The following is a 15,172-nucleotide window of genomic DNA, read 5'->3' as shown; positions in this document are numbered from 1 at the left end:
ATCAAGCTTCACATGCTCAAGCTTTCGAACCTTAGCGTCGGCTTCGGCGGCCCCAACCCGGTGCTCGCCGACGTCCGACTGAGTTTGGATGAAGGACAGCGGCTTCTGGTCTGCGGCGCGGCTGGCGGTGGCAAGACCACGCTATTGAACGCCTCGGCCGGTCTCATTCCCCGCCTTATTCCGGTAGCTTCGTTGGCCGGAAGCGTTGAACTGAGGGGAAAACCTTTGTCCGCGATGACCGGAGACGAGTTGTATCGCGCCATAGGCGTCGTTTCCCAGAACGTCGATGACCAATTGTGGGATATCAGCGTCGAGGACGTGATTGCTTTCCCGATGGAAAATCGTGGGCTCGGCAGAGCGGCGATCCGATCGCGGCTCGATCAGTTGATTTCCGAACTCCGTCTTTCCGATCTTTGCGGACGTCGCGTGCTCACGTTGTCGGGTGGCGAGCGGCGAATGGTTGTGATTGCGGCAGCGCTGGCTTCTTCTCCTTCAATTCTTGTGCTCGACGAGCCGACGACGGGACTCGATCCGGCTGTTCGGGTGCGGCTTTCTAGAGCGCTGGATAGTGCTGCAGCTTCGCTTGCCGGCTTGCTGGTGTCGGAACAGGACCCGGCCTCTCTTGGAGGTATCGTAGACACGATTTCACTGCTGAAGGGCGGCAAATTGTCGGCCGCCCTTCCCCGAGACGACCTGTTCGGACGGACCGACCCGTGGATCGAAGCAGGTATTCTTCCGCCCCGGCGGATTCTCGCGCAGCGACCGACGTCGAGCAATGGCCGTACGCTTCTCGCCGTCTCGGACTTGACGACCGGCCTGAAGCGTTCGCATGGCGAGCCCGTGTTAAAAGAAGTTAGTCTCGAGATACAAGCCGGGGAGGTGGTGGCGCTGATCGGGCGGAATGGCGCCGGAAAGACCACCTTGTTCAAGTCCATCCTTGGACTTACGCAGATCTCTCAGGGGAGGATTTCGCTGGACGGAGCCCGGTGCGAGTCCTGGTCCGCTGCACGGCGCGCACGAAAGATTGCCTATGTTCCACAAAGCATGCGGCACATCCTGTTTAACATGACCGTGATCGGAGAGATCATCTTCGCGATCACCGCATCCACAGCCACAGCCACCGACCGGGCCGTGATTGATCGGGCAATAGCCATGCTCCGCCGATACGGACTTGCCGACCTGGCCGATGCAAACCCGTTCGCGCTGTCTGCGCGCCAGCAGTCGCTGCTCGGCTTGGCGTGTGCCGATGCTGCCGGCGCGCTCGTCGCGATTGTGGACGAACCGCTGCTGGCACGAGATGTCAAGGGACGACAGATGATCGATCTGTTTCTGTCGTCAATGCTGAAGTCCGGCCGCGCAGTGATGCTGATCTCGCATGATCTTGAACTTGTTGATGACGTCGCGACCCGCATGATTATCCTTCAGGGCGGCGCTATCGCTTTCGATGGTGGGATAAACGAAGGCTGGCGAAGCCCAGCGTTCGGCGCGCTCGGCTGGGCCGCACCTTGCGATGTTGCGGTTGGGAGCGCGGCATGACCTGGCTGCACGATGTGAACTTTTTCATCAAGCTCGCGGTCGCGTTCATCGTGATGTTGGTCGCTTGGCTCGTGCCCGACTGGCGGTTCGGAGTTCCATTGGCGTTCGCTTCCGTGCTTGGGCTATGGGCGGTCCGAGTACCTGGCGTCTACGGGTATATGAAGAGCGCAACATTGCTCACTGCGCTTGTCATGCTGAGTTGGATCATCAATTTGTACATTCAAGGCACCGGCCTGCTTGCTGCCGTTCCGGTTGCCGTCGGGATGGCTGCCCGACTGGTGACAACCACCGCCGCGTTCTATTTCGTTGTGGAAACGACTTCGCCAGGTGCGATTCTCGCGGCGGCGAGCGCGGCTCGATTGCCGCCGATCGCCACGCTCGTGTTATCCCTTGTATTCGGCACCATACCAGCGCTGCGCAGTGATCTTGAAAGGATCGCCGATGCTCAGCGCGCGCGGGGCATGGAGATCGACGATGTCGGCTTCATAACACGACTCCATTTTGCGCTCGCGCGCGGGGTGCCCCTGTTGGTGCAGGCAATCCGTATGGCACACGCCATTTCTTTCTCGCTCTCAATTTATGGGTTCGACCTGCGGCGCACCCGAACGACCTGGCGTCATGTCGGCCTACTTGTCGAAGCGCGCCTCCACGTGAAGGACAAGACCGATGAGTGCTGATCTTACTGATTTCGTCCCTCTCCAGTACTGGAAGGTCGATGTCGCGGGTTCCATCCTCGATTTGCCGATAGTACCGATCAAATCGGATTTCGCTATCTCTCTGATGATGGTGATCGACATGGGTGTAAAGTTCGGCGCTCATGTCGGCCAGGCGTTGGCCCAACAGCTTGCACCGTTGAAACCGGACATTATCGTCGGTGCGGCCACGCTCGGCATTCCCGTCGCGATCGAGGTCACACGGGCGCTTGGGCTCGATCACTACGTCATTTTGCAAAAGTCTCCGAAAATTCACCTTGCCGACGCGCTGAAGCAGCGCATTTCGTCGATCACATCCAAGGGCGAGCAGCACCTGCTACTGGACCTCGCGGCGATTCCCAAACTTTCTGGAAAACGGGTCGCGGTGGTAGACGACGTCGTGGCCTCCGGCTCGAGCCTGAAGGGCTCGCTAGAACTGGTGCGTCGTGCAGGTGCCGATGTCGTCGGAATCGGAGTAGTACTGACCGAGGCGCGTGAGTGGCAGGAAACGCTGGGTCCGGATTGCGCACTAGTCCACCGTTTGGCCCACATTCCGCAGTTTGCCCGCGGCGCGAATTCCGGTTGGGTGCCGATCCCTGAGACTTTCGGTTGATCCGGTTGCCCAAGCTGCATCTGAATATCCATGGGCCAGCAGACGCGGTCAGGATGTCCGAAGCGACGGACAGCCGAGTGGGGGTACCGAAATGTCGGGTAGTCCTTTCAGAAAACTGAATTGTAAGCGTCTTCAGAATGCGTTCGCGCAAAGTAACCTCTCGCGAGTCGCTGCATTCGAGATATCGGCTTGTCGCTCCGTCGTGAGAAAATGTCGAAAGGTAGGAAAGCTACGACATTTGATGATCGGTAGTCGGATCGTTTTATGAACTGAGCGTCGGAGGTCAAAATTCACGCCGCGTCGAGAATTAGATTCGTCAGTTCGTCCGGCATGTTGACCATCATGTCGTGGCCCGTTGCGATTTCGAACGTTCGCCAGGTTCTGTCGCCCCGGCATTGCGCCAAAGCCTTGTCGAAAAACGGCGACTGATAGGCTGTGAGGCGAATGAAGGTTTTCTTGGCTATCTTCTCGCGAGCGCCATTCATCTTGATGGGTGTAAAGGACGTCCCCAAAGGTTGGGGCGTCAGCTTTGAGTTGACCCAGGCCTGGTCCTTCTCATTCACGCCGAAAACGGAGGCGGGAGGGAAGGGGCGCGAAATTTCACCTTTGTCGCGCGCTGCGAACGTTGCGGCCCTTACTTTCTCTGGCGATAGCCCCACGAGCGTATCGCCATCGTCCGGCAGGAACGCATCGAGATAGACGATCGACGAGATCGCAGAACCGATTTGCTCGGCGACGCCCGTAATGATCAGACCAGCATACGAGTGGCCCACCAGAACGATGTTATCGAGGCTCTCGAACTGGATGACGTTGACGATGTCGGTGACGTGCGTGTTGATGTCAACTTGCGCGCTGATCAAATGGGCGCGCTCGGCCAGTCCCGTCAATGTTGGCGCGAAGACCTTGTGGCCCTGCTTTTCGAGGCGGTCGGCGACTCGCCGCCAACACCAGCCACCGTGCCATGAGCCATGGACGAGCACAAATGTCTTGGGTGTTGTTTGCGCGCTTGCAGGCCGCGTACTGTCGGCGAGGGCTGCGGTTCCGAGCGCTGCGACGGCTGCAGTCAACATTTTGCGACGAGTTGTCGTCCCGATCATGCGATCTTCTCCATATCAGGGGGACAGCTTCCTGTTCGATTGTCGAGTAAACTTTGAGGAAAGTGGAGAGTCCGACAAATCATATGTTGGCCCGATTAGCATGAGCCAGCATCATGCATGAACCTGGAGCGATCCAAGGCGCGCGTCCGGCCGATAGTCACCAGACCCGTGGCATCGGCAACGTTCGCTGTATGGTTCCGTCGTGTCGCTAGGGGTGTGGGGACCGGTCCAACATCAGTGGACTTCTCGCGTCGACGGATTGACTGATCACCCAGGATCGAAATGCCTTGATTTCCGGGTCTTCCGAGCGGGACTTGCGCACGAGTAGGCAGTATGTCCCGGCGCTCGCTATCGAGGCCGGAGCGACCGAAACAAGGTCGCGCCGCCCCTCATAGTGAGCCAGCATAATGTCAGGAACGATGGCCACACCCTGACCTTTTCTCGCAGCCTCTAGGGACATAAAGAAGTGGCCGAACTCAATTGCATCCGGACCCAGGACAGTGTCGACGTTCGGGACACCGTTGGCGGTTAGCCAGTCCGGCCATGCGAAACGGCGTGTCGAGGTATGGATGAGCGGCAAACGAAGCAAACTACGGACATCATCGATCGACTCGCCTGCGAGCAGGTTCGGCGAGCAGACGGGACATAGAATATCGGGAAACAACTCAAAGGCCTGCACGTCGGTCCAATCGTTCACCATCTTCAGGTCGATTCGCGGCTGCAAGGGCGAACTGTTCTGGCCGGGAAGCGATCCGACACGGATTGCGACGTCCACAGCTCCAGACATGAGATCGACCGGTTCAATTGAGGTCACTACCCGGACCTCTATTTCGCGATGACTCTGGGTGAAAAGGTGTAGCCGAGGCATGAGCCAGAGTGAGGCGAGCGTGGGCAGGATTGACACGACGACTTTGCGGGACGACGGCGCGCGAGCCGCGAACCGTGCCGTCGCTCTTTCGAGTTCACTTAAGATGTCGCGCGTGACGCGAGCATAGGCCACACCGTCTTCAGTCAGCTCGATGCGGCGTGTGAAGCGGCGGAATAGCTGCCGGCCCAGGAAGAGCTCAAGTTCGCGCACTTGGCGGCTTATTGCCCCCTGCGTGAGATTCAACTCGGCTGCCGCAAGCGTGAAGGACAGGTGGCGCGCCGCTGCCTCAAAGCCCGGCAGCGTGGAGAGGTTCGGAAGTCGTCGCTTCGGCATGAACTTAATCTGAAGTCGGCAGGATTTCCCAACGCGCAATTTCACAAGCAGCTGGCATGCATGATACCGGCTCATGCTAACCGGGCCAACATATAATTTGTCCGGCTCTCCACTTTCCTCAAAAGTCTGCTCAAAGGTTTACTCAACGATTGAACGAGAAGCCCATGACTGACAAATCTCACAAGAAAGAACCCAAGCCGCAGCGTGTGGCTCTTGCAGGTCTAGGGACCGTCGGTTGGACGATAGCGCAGGCACTTGACAAGGGCGCCATCGAGGGCTGCATCCTTGCCGCCGTGGCGGTTCGGGATGTCGAGAAGGCGAAGCGGGAACTTTCGACCTTAAGCTTTCCGCCAGCGATCGTTGCGTCGCTGGATGCGCTCGAAGCGCATGCTGACTTGGTGGTGGAGTGCGCGCCGGCTCATCTTTTCCGGAGCATTGTCGCGCCATTTCTGGAAGCGGGTAAAACCGCCATCGTTCTAAGCTCTGGAGCGCTTCTCGACAACGAGGATCTCATCGATCTGGCGCGGGTGAATGGCGGTCAAATCGTCGTTCCAACGGGCGCCCTCATCGGCCTCGATGCCGTGGCTGCTGCCGCGGAAGGGACCATCCGCTCTGTTCGCATGGTCACCCGCAAGCCAGTGAGAGGCCTTCTTGGAGCCCCCTATTTGGCGGAGAACAACATTGAGATTGCTGATATTCGGGAACCACTGCTCATCTTTCGCGGTACACCTCGTGAAGCCGCTAAAGGTTTTCCAGCAAACCTGAACGTCGCGGTGGCGCTTTCGCTTGCCGGTATTGGCGCGGACAAGACCGTGCTTGAGATCTGGGCCGACCCGGCACTCGAGCGGAATACCCACCGCATAGAGGTCGAGGCCGACTCCGCTAGTTTCTCGATGTCAATCGAGAATGTGCCAACTGATACGAACCCCAAAACAGGCCGCATCACGGCGCTCTCGGTGATCTCTTATCTTCGTAAGCTCAAGGCCCCGCTTCGAGTGGGATCGTGAGACCAATCATGCAGCTCAGCAACGAGATCATGAATGATATGAAACAGGCGAACAAGGACGAGATTCGGCAACGATACCTGGCCGTTGATACATCGAACGTTGCCGATGTCCTAGACACCCTCGGCTACCTGGACCAGGGCCTGAGTTCGGACTTTGCGCCGTTCCCGGGCCGACGCGACGGAACCAAGCTGGCTGGCTGGGCCTACACAATTCGAGGGCAGATGACACCGTTCCCGCTCGGCGGAGACGATGACAAGATGCAGGCATGTCAGGGATTGTCTGCGGGTGAGATCTCGGTCTGGTCCGGCGATGGCGAGGGCATCTGCTATTTCGGCGAGCTGATTGCGCTCGGGATGAAAGAGCGTGGTTGCGTCGGAGCAGTGCTAGATGGCGGTATTCGCGACGTGAGGTGGATCGATCAGCACGGATTTCCGGTTTTCGCGAAATACCGAACCCCGATCCAGTCCATTGGTCGCTGGAAAGTAAACGCCTGGCAAGTTCCCGTTGTTTTGCGTGGCGCGACATCCAATTTTGTGTCGGTCAAGCCGGGAGACTTCATTCTTGGCGATGACGATGGGGCGATTGTCATCCCTGCACCGCTTGTCGAACAAGTGCTCGCTGAATCGGAGCGGCTCACTGCGACCGAGGCCGCGATCCGAACGCAACTCTCTGAAGGGCTCACACTCGCACAAGCGCTCGCAAAATACGGGCATGTCTAGTTCAGCTCAAGTACGTCCGTAACAACGTGGTGCGTCCTTGGGAGAAGAGACATGGCTATGATGAATGATGGTATGCCCTCTGACCTCGAGAGGGCGACGATGAGACGCGTAACGCTTCGCCTGCTTCCGTTCTTGATGGCGTGTTATCTCGTCTCTTTCATCGATCGCGTGAACGTCGGCTTTGCCGCCTTGCAGATGAACAAGGATGTCGGCCTCACAGCCTCCATGTTCGGTTTTGGTAGCGGTCTCTTCTTCGTCACCTACTTCATATTTGAAGTACCGAGCAATCTTGTGCTCGAGAAGGTTGGAGCGCGTCTTTGGATCGCTCGTATTATGATCACCTGGGGGTTGGTCTCGGCCGCAACGGCTCTCGTCGTGGGCCCTTATTCCTTTTATCTGGTGCGGTTCTTGTTGGGAGCCGCTGAAGCAGGCTTTTATCCCGGAGTGCTGCTCTATTTGACGTTTTGGTTCCCCAAATCGTACCGTGCGCGCGTCGTGGCGCTTTTTATGGTTTCTGTGCCCGCTGCGAGTTTCATCGGCTCGCCGATCTCCGCAGCTCTGCTCCAGCTCGATGGCTGGCTTGGTCTTCACGGGTGGCAATGGATGTCCATCGTAGAAGCCGCTCCCGCGATCCTCTTTGGAGGATTGGCGGTTTTTGTTTTGCCAGACACCCCGCTTCAAGCCAAGTGGCTCACCGCGGAACAACGCCGGTGGCTTACCGATCGCATTAAAGGTGAACGGGATGGCGAGCGAAGCTCAAGCCGACGCTCAACCTTGACGGTGCTGATCGACAAGCATGTACTTGCCGCCGGACTGATCTTTGCCGGGAGCACCGGGGCAAGCGCATGTCTGTCCATTTGGCAGCCGCAGATCCTGAAATCCTTCGGTCTCTCGAACATGGAGACGGGTCTCCTGAATTCGGCTCCCTTCGGTGTTGCCGCCATCCTGATGGTGTTGTGGGCTAAGCACTCGGATCGGACCGGCGAGCGGGTCTGGCATCTTGCAATTCCCTTGGCGGCAACGTCGCTCAGCCTGCTGTTGGCGTTTACAGCCCAATCTCTCCTGCCAACGGTCGTCATTCTCTTTGTGGCGATTGTCGGAACCTATGCAATCAAGGGGCCTTTCTGGGCGCTATCGACGGAATGGATGTCGACCAGCGCGGCCGCAGTTGGAATCGCTCAGATAAATGCAATCGGCAACCTCGGCGGCTTCGTTGGAACCTACTCACTTGGGGTTATCAAAGAGGCTACTGGCAGCTATGCACTTGGCCTCTTGCCTCTCGCGCTTCTAACTGCGGCAGGAACCATGCTGACGCTAGCATTCGGGTTAAGGCAATCTCCAGCAGAAATAGCCAGATTAAATTGACGGCTACGTTTAGGGACGACGCTTTTATCTGCGCCGGGCATCGCCGCTCAATGCACGGTCAACGCGGCGATCCCTGTTCTGTTCAAAAGGGGCTATGAAACTCGTCTCATTCGTCGAGAACGGCCGGCCGTCACATGGACGTCTGAGCCGATAATCTTCTCGTCCGAAGAAGAAATAGAGACGATCTAGATTCTCATCAGCATTGACGGAGCAGCACCGCTTCGACGTTCGGCAGTCTTCATGATCGCGAGCGCAGCATGTGCGGCGGTCGCTGCGGTTTTGTGGTTTCCCGTCACCATCGCCGTCACCGTAGCGCCATCGGCGAGCATTGTGATCTGATCGGCGATCCTGTCGAGATTCGAAAACTTGCTCCCGACCAGGAGCCGACGAATATAATCGTAGTTGGCCTGCCGATGCGCCTTGGCGATCGGGCGCACACAACTGTCTACGGGGTGTTCGCCTACCGCGTTGATGAAGGAGCATCCCTTGAAATCGCTCCGCGAAAACCAGTCTCCGAGCAGGGCGAAATAGCGGATGATCCGCTGGCGGGGATCGGGGAGGTTCGAATGCGTAAGCTCCGAATCGAGCCAGGCGAACCAGGAATCGCTTTCGCGTTGCATGACCGCGCGAACAAGCCCTTCCTTTGATCCGAATTGATTGTACAGCGTCCTCCTGGCGACACCGGCCTCCGCGATGATCTGCTCGATACCGGTGGCGTGGATGCTGCTCTCGTTGAATAGGCGGGTTGCGGTCAGCACCAAGCGCATCGCCGGGCCGTCCGCATCGTCTTGCTCGACCGTCTTTTCGACGATCCCGACGTTGTGTTTGGACCGCGTTGTTGAACGCGCCAGCGATTTTTCGGCCATCAGTATGTCCCGCGAGTGGAGAGACCACGTGTATCATCTGAAATAACGGCGGGAATGGCAACGCCTCAGGCTTTGCCGACGTTCGCGCCATTCGCGCTAAAACTGGGCAGCGAATGAGACAAGTTTGATCTTGAGTAGACCGATCGATCTACTTTAGCTTCGCCACCAGCATCTGGAGCGCGCATGCGAGAAAAATACGACGTGGTGGTGGTCGGAGGGCGGGTCGCAGGAGCGAGCCTCGCCGTGCATCTCCGCCGTCTTGGCATGTCGGTCGCCATTTTCGATCGGGGGGAATTGCCCGGCGATACCATTTCCACACATGTGATTTATCCCAACACGATCGCCCGGCTTGAGCGGCTCGGGGCGCTGGAGCGGATCATGGCGCATCGTCCGCCGCCGCTCTACACCGCTTGGCATCACCAGAACCGCATGTTTGTGGCGCCGCATACCAGCGACGAAGGTCGGGACTGGGCGCTCTGCATTCGCCGATCGACGCTGGACCGCCACCTACAGGATATTGCGCGTGAATCCGGTGTCGACGTATTCGAAAAGGCGCAAGTCAAAGCGCTGTTCGGCGCCGGAACAGAGAATGATCCCGTTCACGGCGTAACTATCGAAAGCGATGGCAAGGCGGTTGCCGTTGAAGCCGGGCTGGTGGTCGGCGCCGACGGTGTCGGTTCCACTGTGGCGGGAATGGTCGGCGCCAAGCGCGAACGCAGCATGCCGACGAAGACAATGCTCTATTATGCTTATTGGGTTGACGTCGACACCCGCAACACGCAGGATTTCTTCTTCGAGCCGCCCTGGATCTGTGCGCACTTTCCCGCCGACGACGGTCACCATGTCGTGACGATGAACGGCCCGGTCGACGCGCGGCGCGGCATTCAGGACATGGAGACCTTCTACCTCGATCGCATCCACTCCATCCCGCAATTGTGGGGCCGTCTCACGAGGGCGCGCAAAGTATCCGAGGTGCGCGGAACCCCTCGGCTCGAAGGTTTCTACCGCAAGCAGGCGGGGCCAGGCTGGGTGCTCACGGGAGACGCCGCACACTTCAAGCATCCGGCATCAGCACAAGGCATCGGAGATGCGTTGCACGCCGCTGAGGTGCTGGCGCCGATGATCGCCGACAATACGTTTCGCGAGAGGTACCCGCTGTGGCGCGAAGAAGTTTCGCGTGATCTTTATGCATTTTGCGAGTTTCTCGCCGATATCCCGACCGATGAGAGCATGCGCCAGACTATGGATGTCTTGATTCACGATCCGGTGGCGGCGCGTGCCGTCGTCGATATCTGGAGCCGAAGCATCGCGCCATGGGACGCTATGCGCATGGTGCCGCCGATGTTGAGCGCGGCGGGCCCGTCTCCTGAAGCGGTGCTCGAGAAATATCAAGGCCGGATACCGGCCGTTGTCGAGAATAGTTCAGCAGCATGAGGCGCGGACAAGCCGGATTCTTCACGTCAGCCATCGGAGTGTGATTATGAAGATCGATCGTTACTCGTTCACCTCGGCCAATTTGACGAATCGTGAGCCCCAAGACGGGTTGAGGCGAAGCTTTCTGAAATCCTTCTGTGCTTGCTGCGCCGGACTCGCGATCGCGCCGGCCGGCCTTTCAATGCTCGCTTGCGCAGATCGTGCCGAAGCCGCGACGGCGCAAGGTACTATCCGCGTCGGTCATTTGCCTGCCGGCTGCGTTTCCCATCTTCTGCTCGCCAAGGCACGCGGGATGTTCGAAAAAGCCGGCATCAATGCGCAACTGACGCAGTTCAATGGCCCGGACAAGAACATTTTGGCGTTGCAGTCCGGCAATGTGGACGTCGCCCACAATCCATGGACCACCACGATCGCCGCCTATGCCGAGAGCTCGAAGAATTTGCGAATCGTGGGCGGATCCGGACTTGCTGGAATCGAATTGGTGGCGCGCGCGGGTTCGGTCAAGAACGTCAACGAGTTCGTTGCGGCCGCTGGCAAGGGACTGCGCGTCGGGACTTTGCGGCTCGACACGCTGGAACTCGTCGCCTACGGTACCATGGCGATGCATGGCAAGAAGTATGACGAGTACGCGATGCAATTCTTCCCCAGTATGGTCGGCATGGGTGAGGCGATCGCCAGCGGCGCTGTCGATGTCTGCTCGCTGGCCCAGCCCTATGCCGAGTCCGTTGTCGCGCAGAACAACGCGGTGTATATCGCCAACTCCAATGACGTCTGGGGACCTGCGGCACCGGACTGCGTCGTCAACTCGACCGATGCATACATTGCGAAAAACGGCGAGTTGCTGATGGCCTATCAGAGGGTTCTGGTCGCGGCCGCCAAGGATTTCTACGGAGATTTCGATGCGGCCATCAAGGATCTGCAGCCGATCTACGGCGCGCCGAAGGAAATCCTCGCCGTCGCGCTGCGCAGGCAGGCCCCGAATCCCGTCATCGGCGACGCCGGCGCGGCGGGTATCCGCAATGGCGTGAAGTATCTCATCGATCTCGGTTACCTCAAGACCAATGTCGCTGACGAAGTCCTCGACTTGAAGTACCAACCCGCATGACGATGTTCGAAAGCTTCATCAAGTGCGAGCCGGTGGTCACGGGCCTGGTACGGGCTCTTGATTGCGGCCTGTCCGGGCGGGCATTGTCGCACGCCGGTCCGCCGTTTTCGGACCGTAAGCTGATCCCAAAGCCGGTTCTGCATGCGCTGGCGGGATCGACGGTGATCGAAGGGTGGACGAAGAGCTTTGAGGACGGTGTTGCCGCGGTGCTCGGCGGCGAAGTCGATCTCGTCGCCAATCATTCGATTGGGATCGTGTCGCCGATGGCTGGCGTGGTGCGGCCATCGCAACCGTTGTTCGTTGTCAAGGACGCGAGCGGTTCGGGGCGCGTGACCTACGCGACCCTGGCGGAAAAGGGCAGGCGTACTCTGCGGTTCGGATGTTTCGACGAAGAGTCGGCCGCCGGCTTGGCCAAGCTTGAAAACGAAATCGCGCCGGCCTTCGCCGCCGTGCTTCCATCTGAAGGCATCGCGATCCTGCCTATTTTGGCGGAAGCTGTTGCCCTGGGCGACGATGTGCATCAGCGTAATGTCGGCGGCCAACTCGTGCTGCTACGTTCACTGCCAAGGCTCGATCCGGCGACGCGTATCTTTCTTGCCGACCATCCGCAATTTTTCCTGAATTTCGCAATGGCATCGGTCAAGCTGGTGCTCGACGGCTGGTCGGGTATCGCTGGCTCTTCTCTGGTTACCGCGATTAGCCGCAACGGATCGACCTGCGGCATTCGCCTCGCGGGAACTGGCGACCGGTGGTTCGAAGCGCCGAGCGTTGTGCCGGTCGGAGGAATTTATCCGCCCCACACGGCGACCGACGTTCAACCCGATCTCGGCGACAGTGCGATCATGGAAGCATTCGGCCTCGGAGGTTGCATCGCCCATTTGGCGCCGGAACTCACGCGCGCGCTGGCAGTGGATTGGCCCGACGCTGCCGCAGCCGGGCGGCGACAGAGAGAGTTATTTGCGTTTCGCCACGATCGTCTCAGTCCGGTGGCGGCAGGCGAAGCAGGCGTCGGCTTCGGTCTCGACGCGCGTCGTGTGCTGGCATCAGACCAGGACGTCAGAATTCACACCGGCGTCGCCCACAGGGATGGCCGGTCCGGCTGGATTGGCATTGGCGTAGCAAGCGTCCCGCGGGCCTGTTTTGAGCAAGCCGTCAGCGCTCTCGATACCAGGGCTCAGGGAACGGAGAGCGCCGTTGAACACGGCTAACCGGTTGATCGATTCCACATCGTCGCCGGGTACGTCAGGCGACGACGTGCGTATCACCATCGTCGCGCCCGACGTGACGCCGGTGGGCTCGGCGCAGGATGAAATCAGACAAGCGCCGACCAACCAATATACCTCGCGCGCGATAACGATCGGTTCGTTCCTTATGGCGTGGCTGGTCGTGGGGTTGCTCTGGGAGGTGTTGACGGCAAAAGGTGTGCTCAATGGCCGGGTCCTTGTGCCACCATCGGTATTCCTTCCGTATTTGTTGCAAGGGCAGGGGGCGGCCGGCATCGGCTACAACAAGGTCACGTTCGACACGGCTATTCTGGCGACGCTTATGCGGGTCGCCACCGGATTCATTCTCGCCCTGTCGGTATCCCTGCTCGGTGCCATCCTGATTTGCGCGGTTCGGCCCTTCAGGCTGGCATTGCTGCCGCTCGCGCGCACCATTGCCCCGATCGCCCCGGTGGCCTGGATTCCGCTGGCCATTACAGTTGTCGGTTTGGGATCGGGTGCAGCAATCTTCGTCGTCTTCATGGGTCTCGTCGGATCGGCGACGGTGGCCGCCGTGGCCGCGCTCGACGACGTCCCGGACGAGTATCGGAAAGTCGCGAGGCTGCTCGGGGCTGCCGGCGCGAGCTATTGGCTGCGCGTGATTGTGCCGGCTGCCGCCTCCGGGCTGGTTACGACCATGCGTATGAGCTTTTTCGGCGCCTTCATGGCGGTGCTGGCCGGCGAAATGGCTGGAATCAATTCCGGTCTCGGAGCTCTGATCATTCTTGGTCAGCAGCAATTCAATATGAAGCTCGTGATGTCGGGAATCGTGGTCATCGGGTTGCTTGGCTTCGTCGTCGACCAGCTGTTGGCCTGGATCGGGCATCGCGTGGTATGGTGGGAAGGCCGTCAGCGACGCTGGAAGGCGCCAAAATGACCGAACTGCAGTTTCAGCATGTTCACAAGACGTACGGCACAGGGCTTGCGGTGCGCGACGTCAGTTTCCGTATTCTGTCTAAATCGTTCGGCGTCGTGATCGGACCATCCGGCTGCGGCAAGTCATCACTGCTATCGCTGGCAGCGGGGCTCGATGAACCCACTCAAGGGTACGTTTTTCTCGGCGGCAAGGAGGTTCGCGGCATCCGCGACGACGTCGCCCTGCTGTTTCAAAACTACAATCTGTTTCCGTGGATGACGGCTCAGGCCAACGTGGCGTTTGGGCTCGGTATGAGAGGCATGATGAAGCGCGAAGCCAGCGCAAAGGCGCTGGGGTATCTCAACGATGTCGGACTTGGCGCTTGCGCCAACCGGATTCCCGTCGAGCTTTCCGGCGGCATGAAACAGCGGGTGGCGCTCGCGCGGACCCTTGCGTTGAAGCCAAGCTTGCTGTTGATGGACGAACCTTTCGCAGCGCTCGATTACCAGACACGCAAGATCATGCAAAGATACGTTCTGTCGACGCGCGAGCGAACCGGAGCCACCGTATTGCTGGTTACGCATGACCTCGCCGAGGCTTTGACGCTCGCGGATCGTCTGGTTCTGATGTCGGGTGCACCGGGCTCGATCCAGGAAGTGATCGATATCACCGCGCCACATCCGCGTGACCTGTCTCACCCGGCGCTTGCGGCGCTGATGCGAAAGCTGGAAGCTCATCTCGAGGCCGAAGCTGTTTTAAACGAGTTCACGGCAGAGGAGCGCGGCCGGATGTTGGCCAATGCGTGAGGAAGAACCGACGCGGATACGTGTGCCCGCCCGAGAAGGCGTCGCAATTGAATTGCGCGGGGGAAGCCGCGTCAGCATCGTCGACCTGGCAGGACATCAGGGCGCGGATTGCGTTGCTGTGACGCGCACGGGCGCGGTTACCTGCACGCGCACAACACGTGCCCGCAATCGGCGTCTTTTTCCGAAACTCGGGCAATCCATCTATGCCGATGACACCGAGGCGATGCTGACGCTGCTGGAAGATTCAAGCCCCGGGCCGCACGGACTTTTGGTTCCGCCATGTGATCCCATCATGTATCGCCTGCGCGGCGCCGGGTGCGCGCATCCATCGTGTCACGATAATTTTCATCGTGCACTCCTGCGCAAGGGCATTTCGCTCGGACGAACGCCGCCTTCGATCTGCCTGTTCCAGAACATGGTGGTGGGCCCTGCCGGTGCAATTGCGATTGGCATCAACACCAGCAAGCCCGGTGATCGGGTTACGTTCCGTACCGAGCGCGAGCTGGTGTTTGTCGTGTCAGCGTGTCCCAACGACGTTTTCAAACGTTCGCCGCTGCAGCCGACCGATCTGGAAATAGTTATCGATCCCGTGACGGCCGTCTGACCATGCCGA

At 59.3% G+C, this 15,172-nt stretch carries 15 protein-coding genes; 12 read left to right on the top strand and 3 right to left on the bottom strand.

Annotated elements, in window-relative coordinates:
• Positions 1-12 precede the first annotated feature (12 nt).
• From V1280_RS11455 to V1280_RS11445, 3 genes are read left to right on the top strand one after another with little or no spacing between them, the layout of a single operon-like run.
• Complete coding sequence (locus tag V1280_RS11455) at positions 13-1,536, top strand: ABC transporter ATP-binding protein (protein ID WP_334523210.1); 1,524 nt, start codon at positions 13-15, stop codon at positions 1,534-1,536.
• Entirely contained in the window at positions 1,533-2,213 is a 681-nt protein-coding gene (locus V1280_RS11450; protein WP_334523207.1) for an energy-coupling factor transporter transmembrane component T family protein, read from the top strand. The genes V1280_RS11455 and V1280_RS11450 overlap by 4 nt, the downstream gene beginning before the upstream one ends.
• A complete protein-coding gene (locus tag V1280_RS11445) occupies positions 2,203-2,841 on the top strand; it encodes a phosphoribosyltransferase family protein (RefSeq protein WP_334523204.1) in 639 nt (212 codons plus the stop codon). The genes V1280_RS11450 and V1280_RS11445 overlap by 11 nt, the downstream gene beginning before the upstream one ends.
• A gap of 290 nt (positions 2,842-3,131) precedes the next feature.
• Here V1280_RS11445 and V1280_RS11440 read toward each other — a convergent pair whose 3' ends face one another.
• Positions 3,132-3,938: an alpha/beta hydrolase gene (locus V1280_RS11440; RefSeq protein WP_334523201.1), complete on the bottom strand. Its 807-nt coding sequence runs from the start codon at positions 3,936-3,938 to the stop codon at positions 3,132-3,134.
• 208 nt (positions 3,939-4,146) lie between these two features.
• Positions 4,147-5,139 carry a LysR substrate-binding domain-containing protein gene (locus tag V1280_RS11435; protein ID WP_334523199.1) on the bottom strand — a complete coding sequence of 331 codons (993 nt, stop codon included), beginning with the start codon at positions 5,137-5,139 and terminating at the stop codon, positions 4,147-4,149.
• Between the two features lie 164 nt (positions 5,140-5,303).
• On the opposite strand from V1280_RS11435, the gene V1280_RS11430 reads away from it, so the two are divergent.
• From V1280_RS11430 to V1280_RS11420, 3 genes are read left to right on the top strand one after another with little or no spacing between them, the layout of a single operon-like run.
• Positions 5,304-6,146: an aspartate dehydrogenase gene (locus V1280_RS11430; RefSeq protein WP_334523196.1), complete on the top strand. Its 843-nt coding sequence runs from the start codon at positions 5,304-5,306 to the stop codon at positions 6,144-6,146.
• An 8-nt stretch (positions 6,147-6,154) separates the two neighbouring features.
• On the top strand, positions 6,155-6,865 hold the full coding sequence (locus V1280_RS11425) for an RraA family protein (RefSeq protein WP_334523193.1): 711 nt from the start codon (positions 6,155-6,157) through the stop codon (positions 6,863-6,865).
• Positions 6,866-6,916: 51 nt separating this feature from the next.
• A complete protein-coding gene (locus tag V1280_RS11420; protein ID WP_334523190.1) occupies positions 6,917-8,230 on the top strand; it encodes an MFS transporter in 1,314 nt (437 codons plus the stop codon).
• A gap of 185 nt (positions 8,231-8,415) precedes the next feature.
• Here V1280_RS11420 and V1280_RS11415 read toward each other — a convergent pair whose 3' ends face one another.
• A complete protein-coding gene (locus tag V1280_RS11415) occupies positions 8,416-9,096 on the bottom strand; it encodes a TetR/AcrR family transcriptional regulator (RefSeq protein ID WP_334523187.1) in 681 nt (226 codons plus the stop codon).
• Between the two features lie 183 nt (positions 9,097-9,279).
• Between V1280_RS11415 and V1280_RS11410 the strand changes: the two genes are divergently transcribed.
• From V1280_RS11410 to V1280_RS11385, 6 genes are read left to right on the top strand one after another with little or no spacing between them, the layout of a single operon-like run.
• Positions 9,280-10,530, top strand: coding sequence for an NAD(P)/FAD-dependent oxidoreductase (locus V1280_RS11410; protein ID WP_334523184.1), 1,251 nt, complete (start codon positions 9,280-9,282; stop codon positions 10,528-10,530).
• A gap of 46 nt (positions 10,531-10,576) precedes the next feature.
• Complete coding sequence (locus V1280_RS11405) at positions 10,577-11,635, top strand: ABC transporter substrate-binding protein (protein WP_334523182.1); 1,059 nt, start codon at positions 10,577-10,579, stop codon at positions 11,633-11,635.
• Positions 11,632-12,843, top strand: a complete 1,212-nt coding sequence (locus tag V1280_RS11400) for an oxamate carbamoyltransferase subunit AllG family protein (protein ID WP_334523179.1) — start codon at positions 11,632-11,634, stop codon at positions 12,841-12,843. The genes V1280_RS11405 and V1280_RS11400 overlap by 4 nt, the downstream gene beginning before the upstream one ends.
• Positions 12,830-13,774: an ABC transporter permease gene (locus tag V1280_RS11395; RefSeq protein WP_334523176.1), complete on the top strand. Its 945-nt coding sequence runs from the start codon at positions 12,830-12,832 to the stop codon at positions 13,772-13,774. The genes V1280_RS11400 and V1280_RS11395 overlap by 14 nt, the downstream gene beginning before the upstream one ends.
• Positions 13,771-14,559, top strand: a complete 789-nt coding sequence (locus V1280_RS11390; RefSeq protein WP_334523173.1) for an ABC transporter ATP-binding protein — start codon at positions 13,771-13,773, stop codon at positions 14,557-14,559. Before V1280_RS11395 ends, V1280_RS11390 begins: the two co-directional genes overlap by 4 nt.
• Positions 14,552-15,163, top strand: coding sequence for an urea carboxylase-associated family protein (locus V1280_RS11385; protein ID WP_334523170.1), 612 nt, complete (start codon positions 14,552-14,554; stop codon positions 15,161-15,163). Before V1280_RS11390 ends, V1280_RS11385 begins: the two co-directional genes overlap by 8 nt.
• Positions 15,164-15,172 lie beyond the last annotated feature (9 nt).

Source organism: Bradyrhizobium sp. AZCC 2230 (assembly GCF_036924495.1).
GTDB lineage: Bacteria > Pseudomonadota > Alphaproteobacteria > Rhizobiales > Xanthobacteraceae > Bradyrhizobium > Bradyrhizobium rifense.
Note: the sequence above shows the minus strand (reverse complement) of the source record. Positions and strands in the feature narration are given on the sequence as shown.

Coding starts and splice junctions, on each gene's coding strand:
- V1280_RS11415 (WP_334523187.1), bottom strand. CDS start 9,096: ATGGCCGAAAAATCGCTGGCGCGTTCAACAACGCGGTCCAAACACAAC.
- V1280_RS11430 (WP_334523196.1), top strand. CDS start 5,304: ATGACTGACAAATCTCACAAGAAAGAACCCAAGCCGCAGCGTGTGGCT.
- V1280_RS11420 (WP_334523190.1), top strand. CDS start 6,917: ATGGCTATGATGAATGATGGTATGCCCTCTGACCTCGAGAGGGCGACG.
- V1280_RS11385 (WP_334523170.1), top strand. CDS start 14,552: ATGCGTGAGGAAGAACCGACGCGGATACGTGTGCCCGCCCGAGAAGGC.
- V1280_RS11400 (WP_334523179.1), top strand. CDS start 11,632: ATGACGATGTTCGAAAGCTTCATCAAGTGCGAGCCGGTGGTCACGGGC.
- V1280_RS11445 (WP_334523204.1), top strand. CDS start 2,203: ATGAGTGCTGATCTTACTGATTTCGTCCCTCTCCAGTACTGGAAGGTC.
- V1280_RS11450 (WP_334523207.1), top strand. CDS start 1,533: ATGACCTGGCTGCACGATGTGAACTTTTTCATCAAGCTCGCGGTCGCG.
- V1280_RS11390 (WP_334523173.1), top strand. CDS start 13,771: ATGACCGAACTGCAGTTTCAGCATGTTCACAAGACGTACGGCACAGGG.
- V1280_RS11405 (WP_334523182.1), top strand. CDS start 10,577: ATGAAGATCGATCGTTACTCGTTCACCTCGGCCAATTTGACGAATCGT.
- V1280_RS11435 (WP_334523199.1), bottom strand. CDS start 5,139: ATGCCGAAGCGACGACTTCCGAACCTCTCCACGCTGCCGGGCTTTGAG.
- V1280_RS11425 (WP_334523193.1), top strand. CDS start 6,155: ATGCAGCTCAGCAACGAGATCATGAATGATATGAAACAGGCGAACAAG.
- V1280_RS11410 (WP_334523184.1), top strand. CDS start 9,280: ATGCGAGAAAAATACGACGTGGTGGTGGTCGGAGGGCGGGTCGCAGGA.
- V1280_RS11440 (WP_334523201.1), bottom strand. CDS start 3,938: ATGATCGGGACGACAACTCGTCGCAAAATGTTGACTGCAGCCGTCGCA.
- V1280_RS11455 (WP_334523210.1), top strand. CDS start 13: ATGCTCAAGCTTTCGAACCTTAGCGTCGGCTTCGGCGGCCCCAACCCG.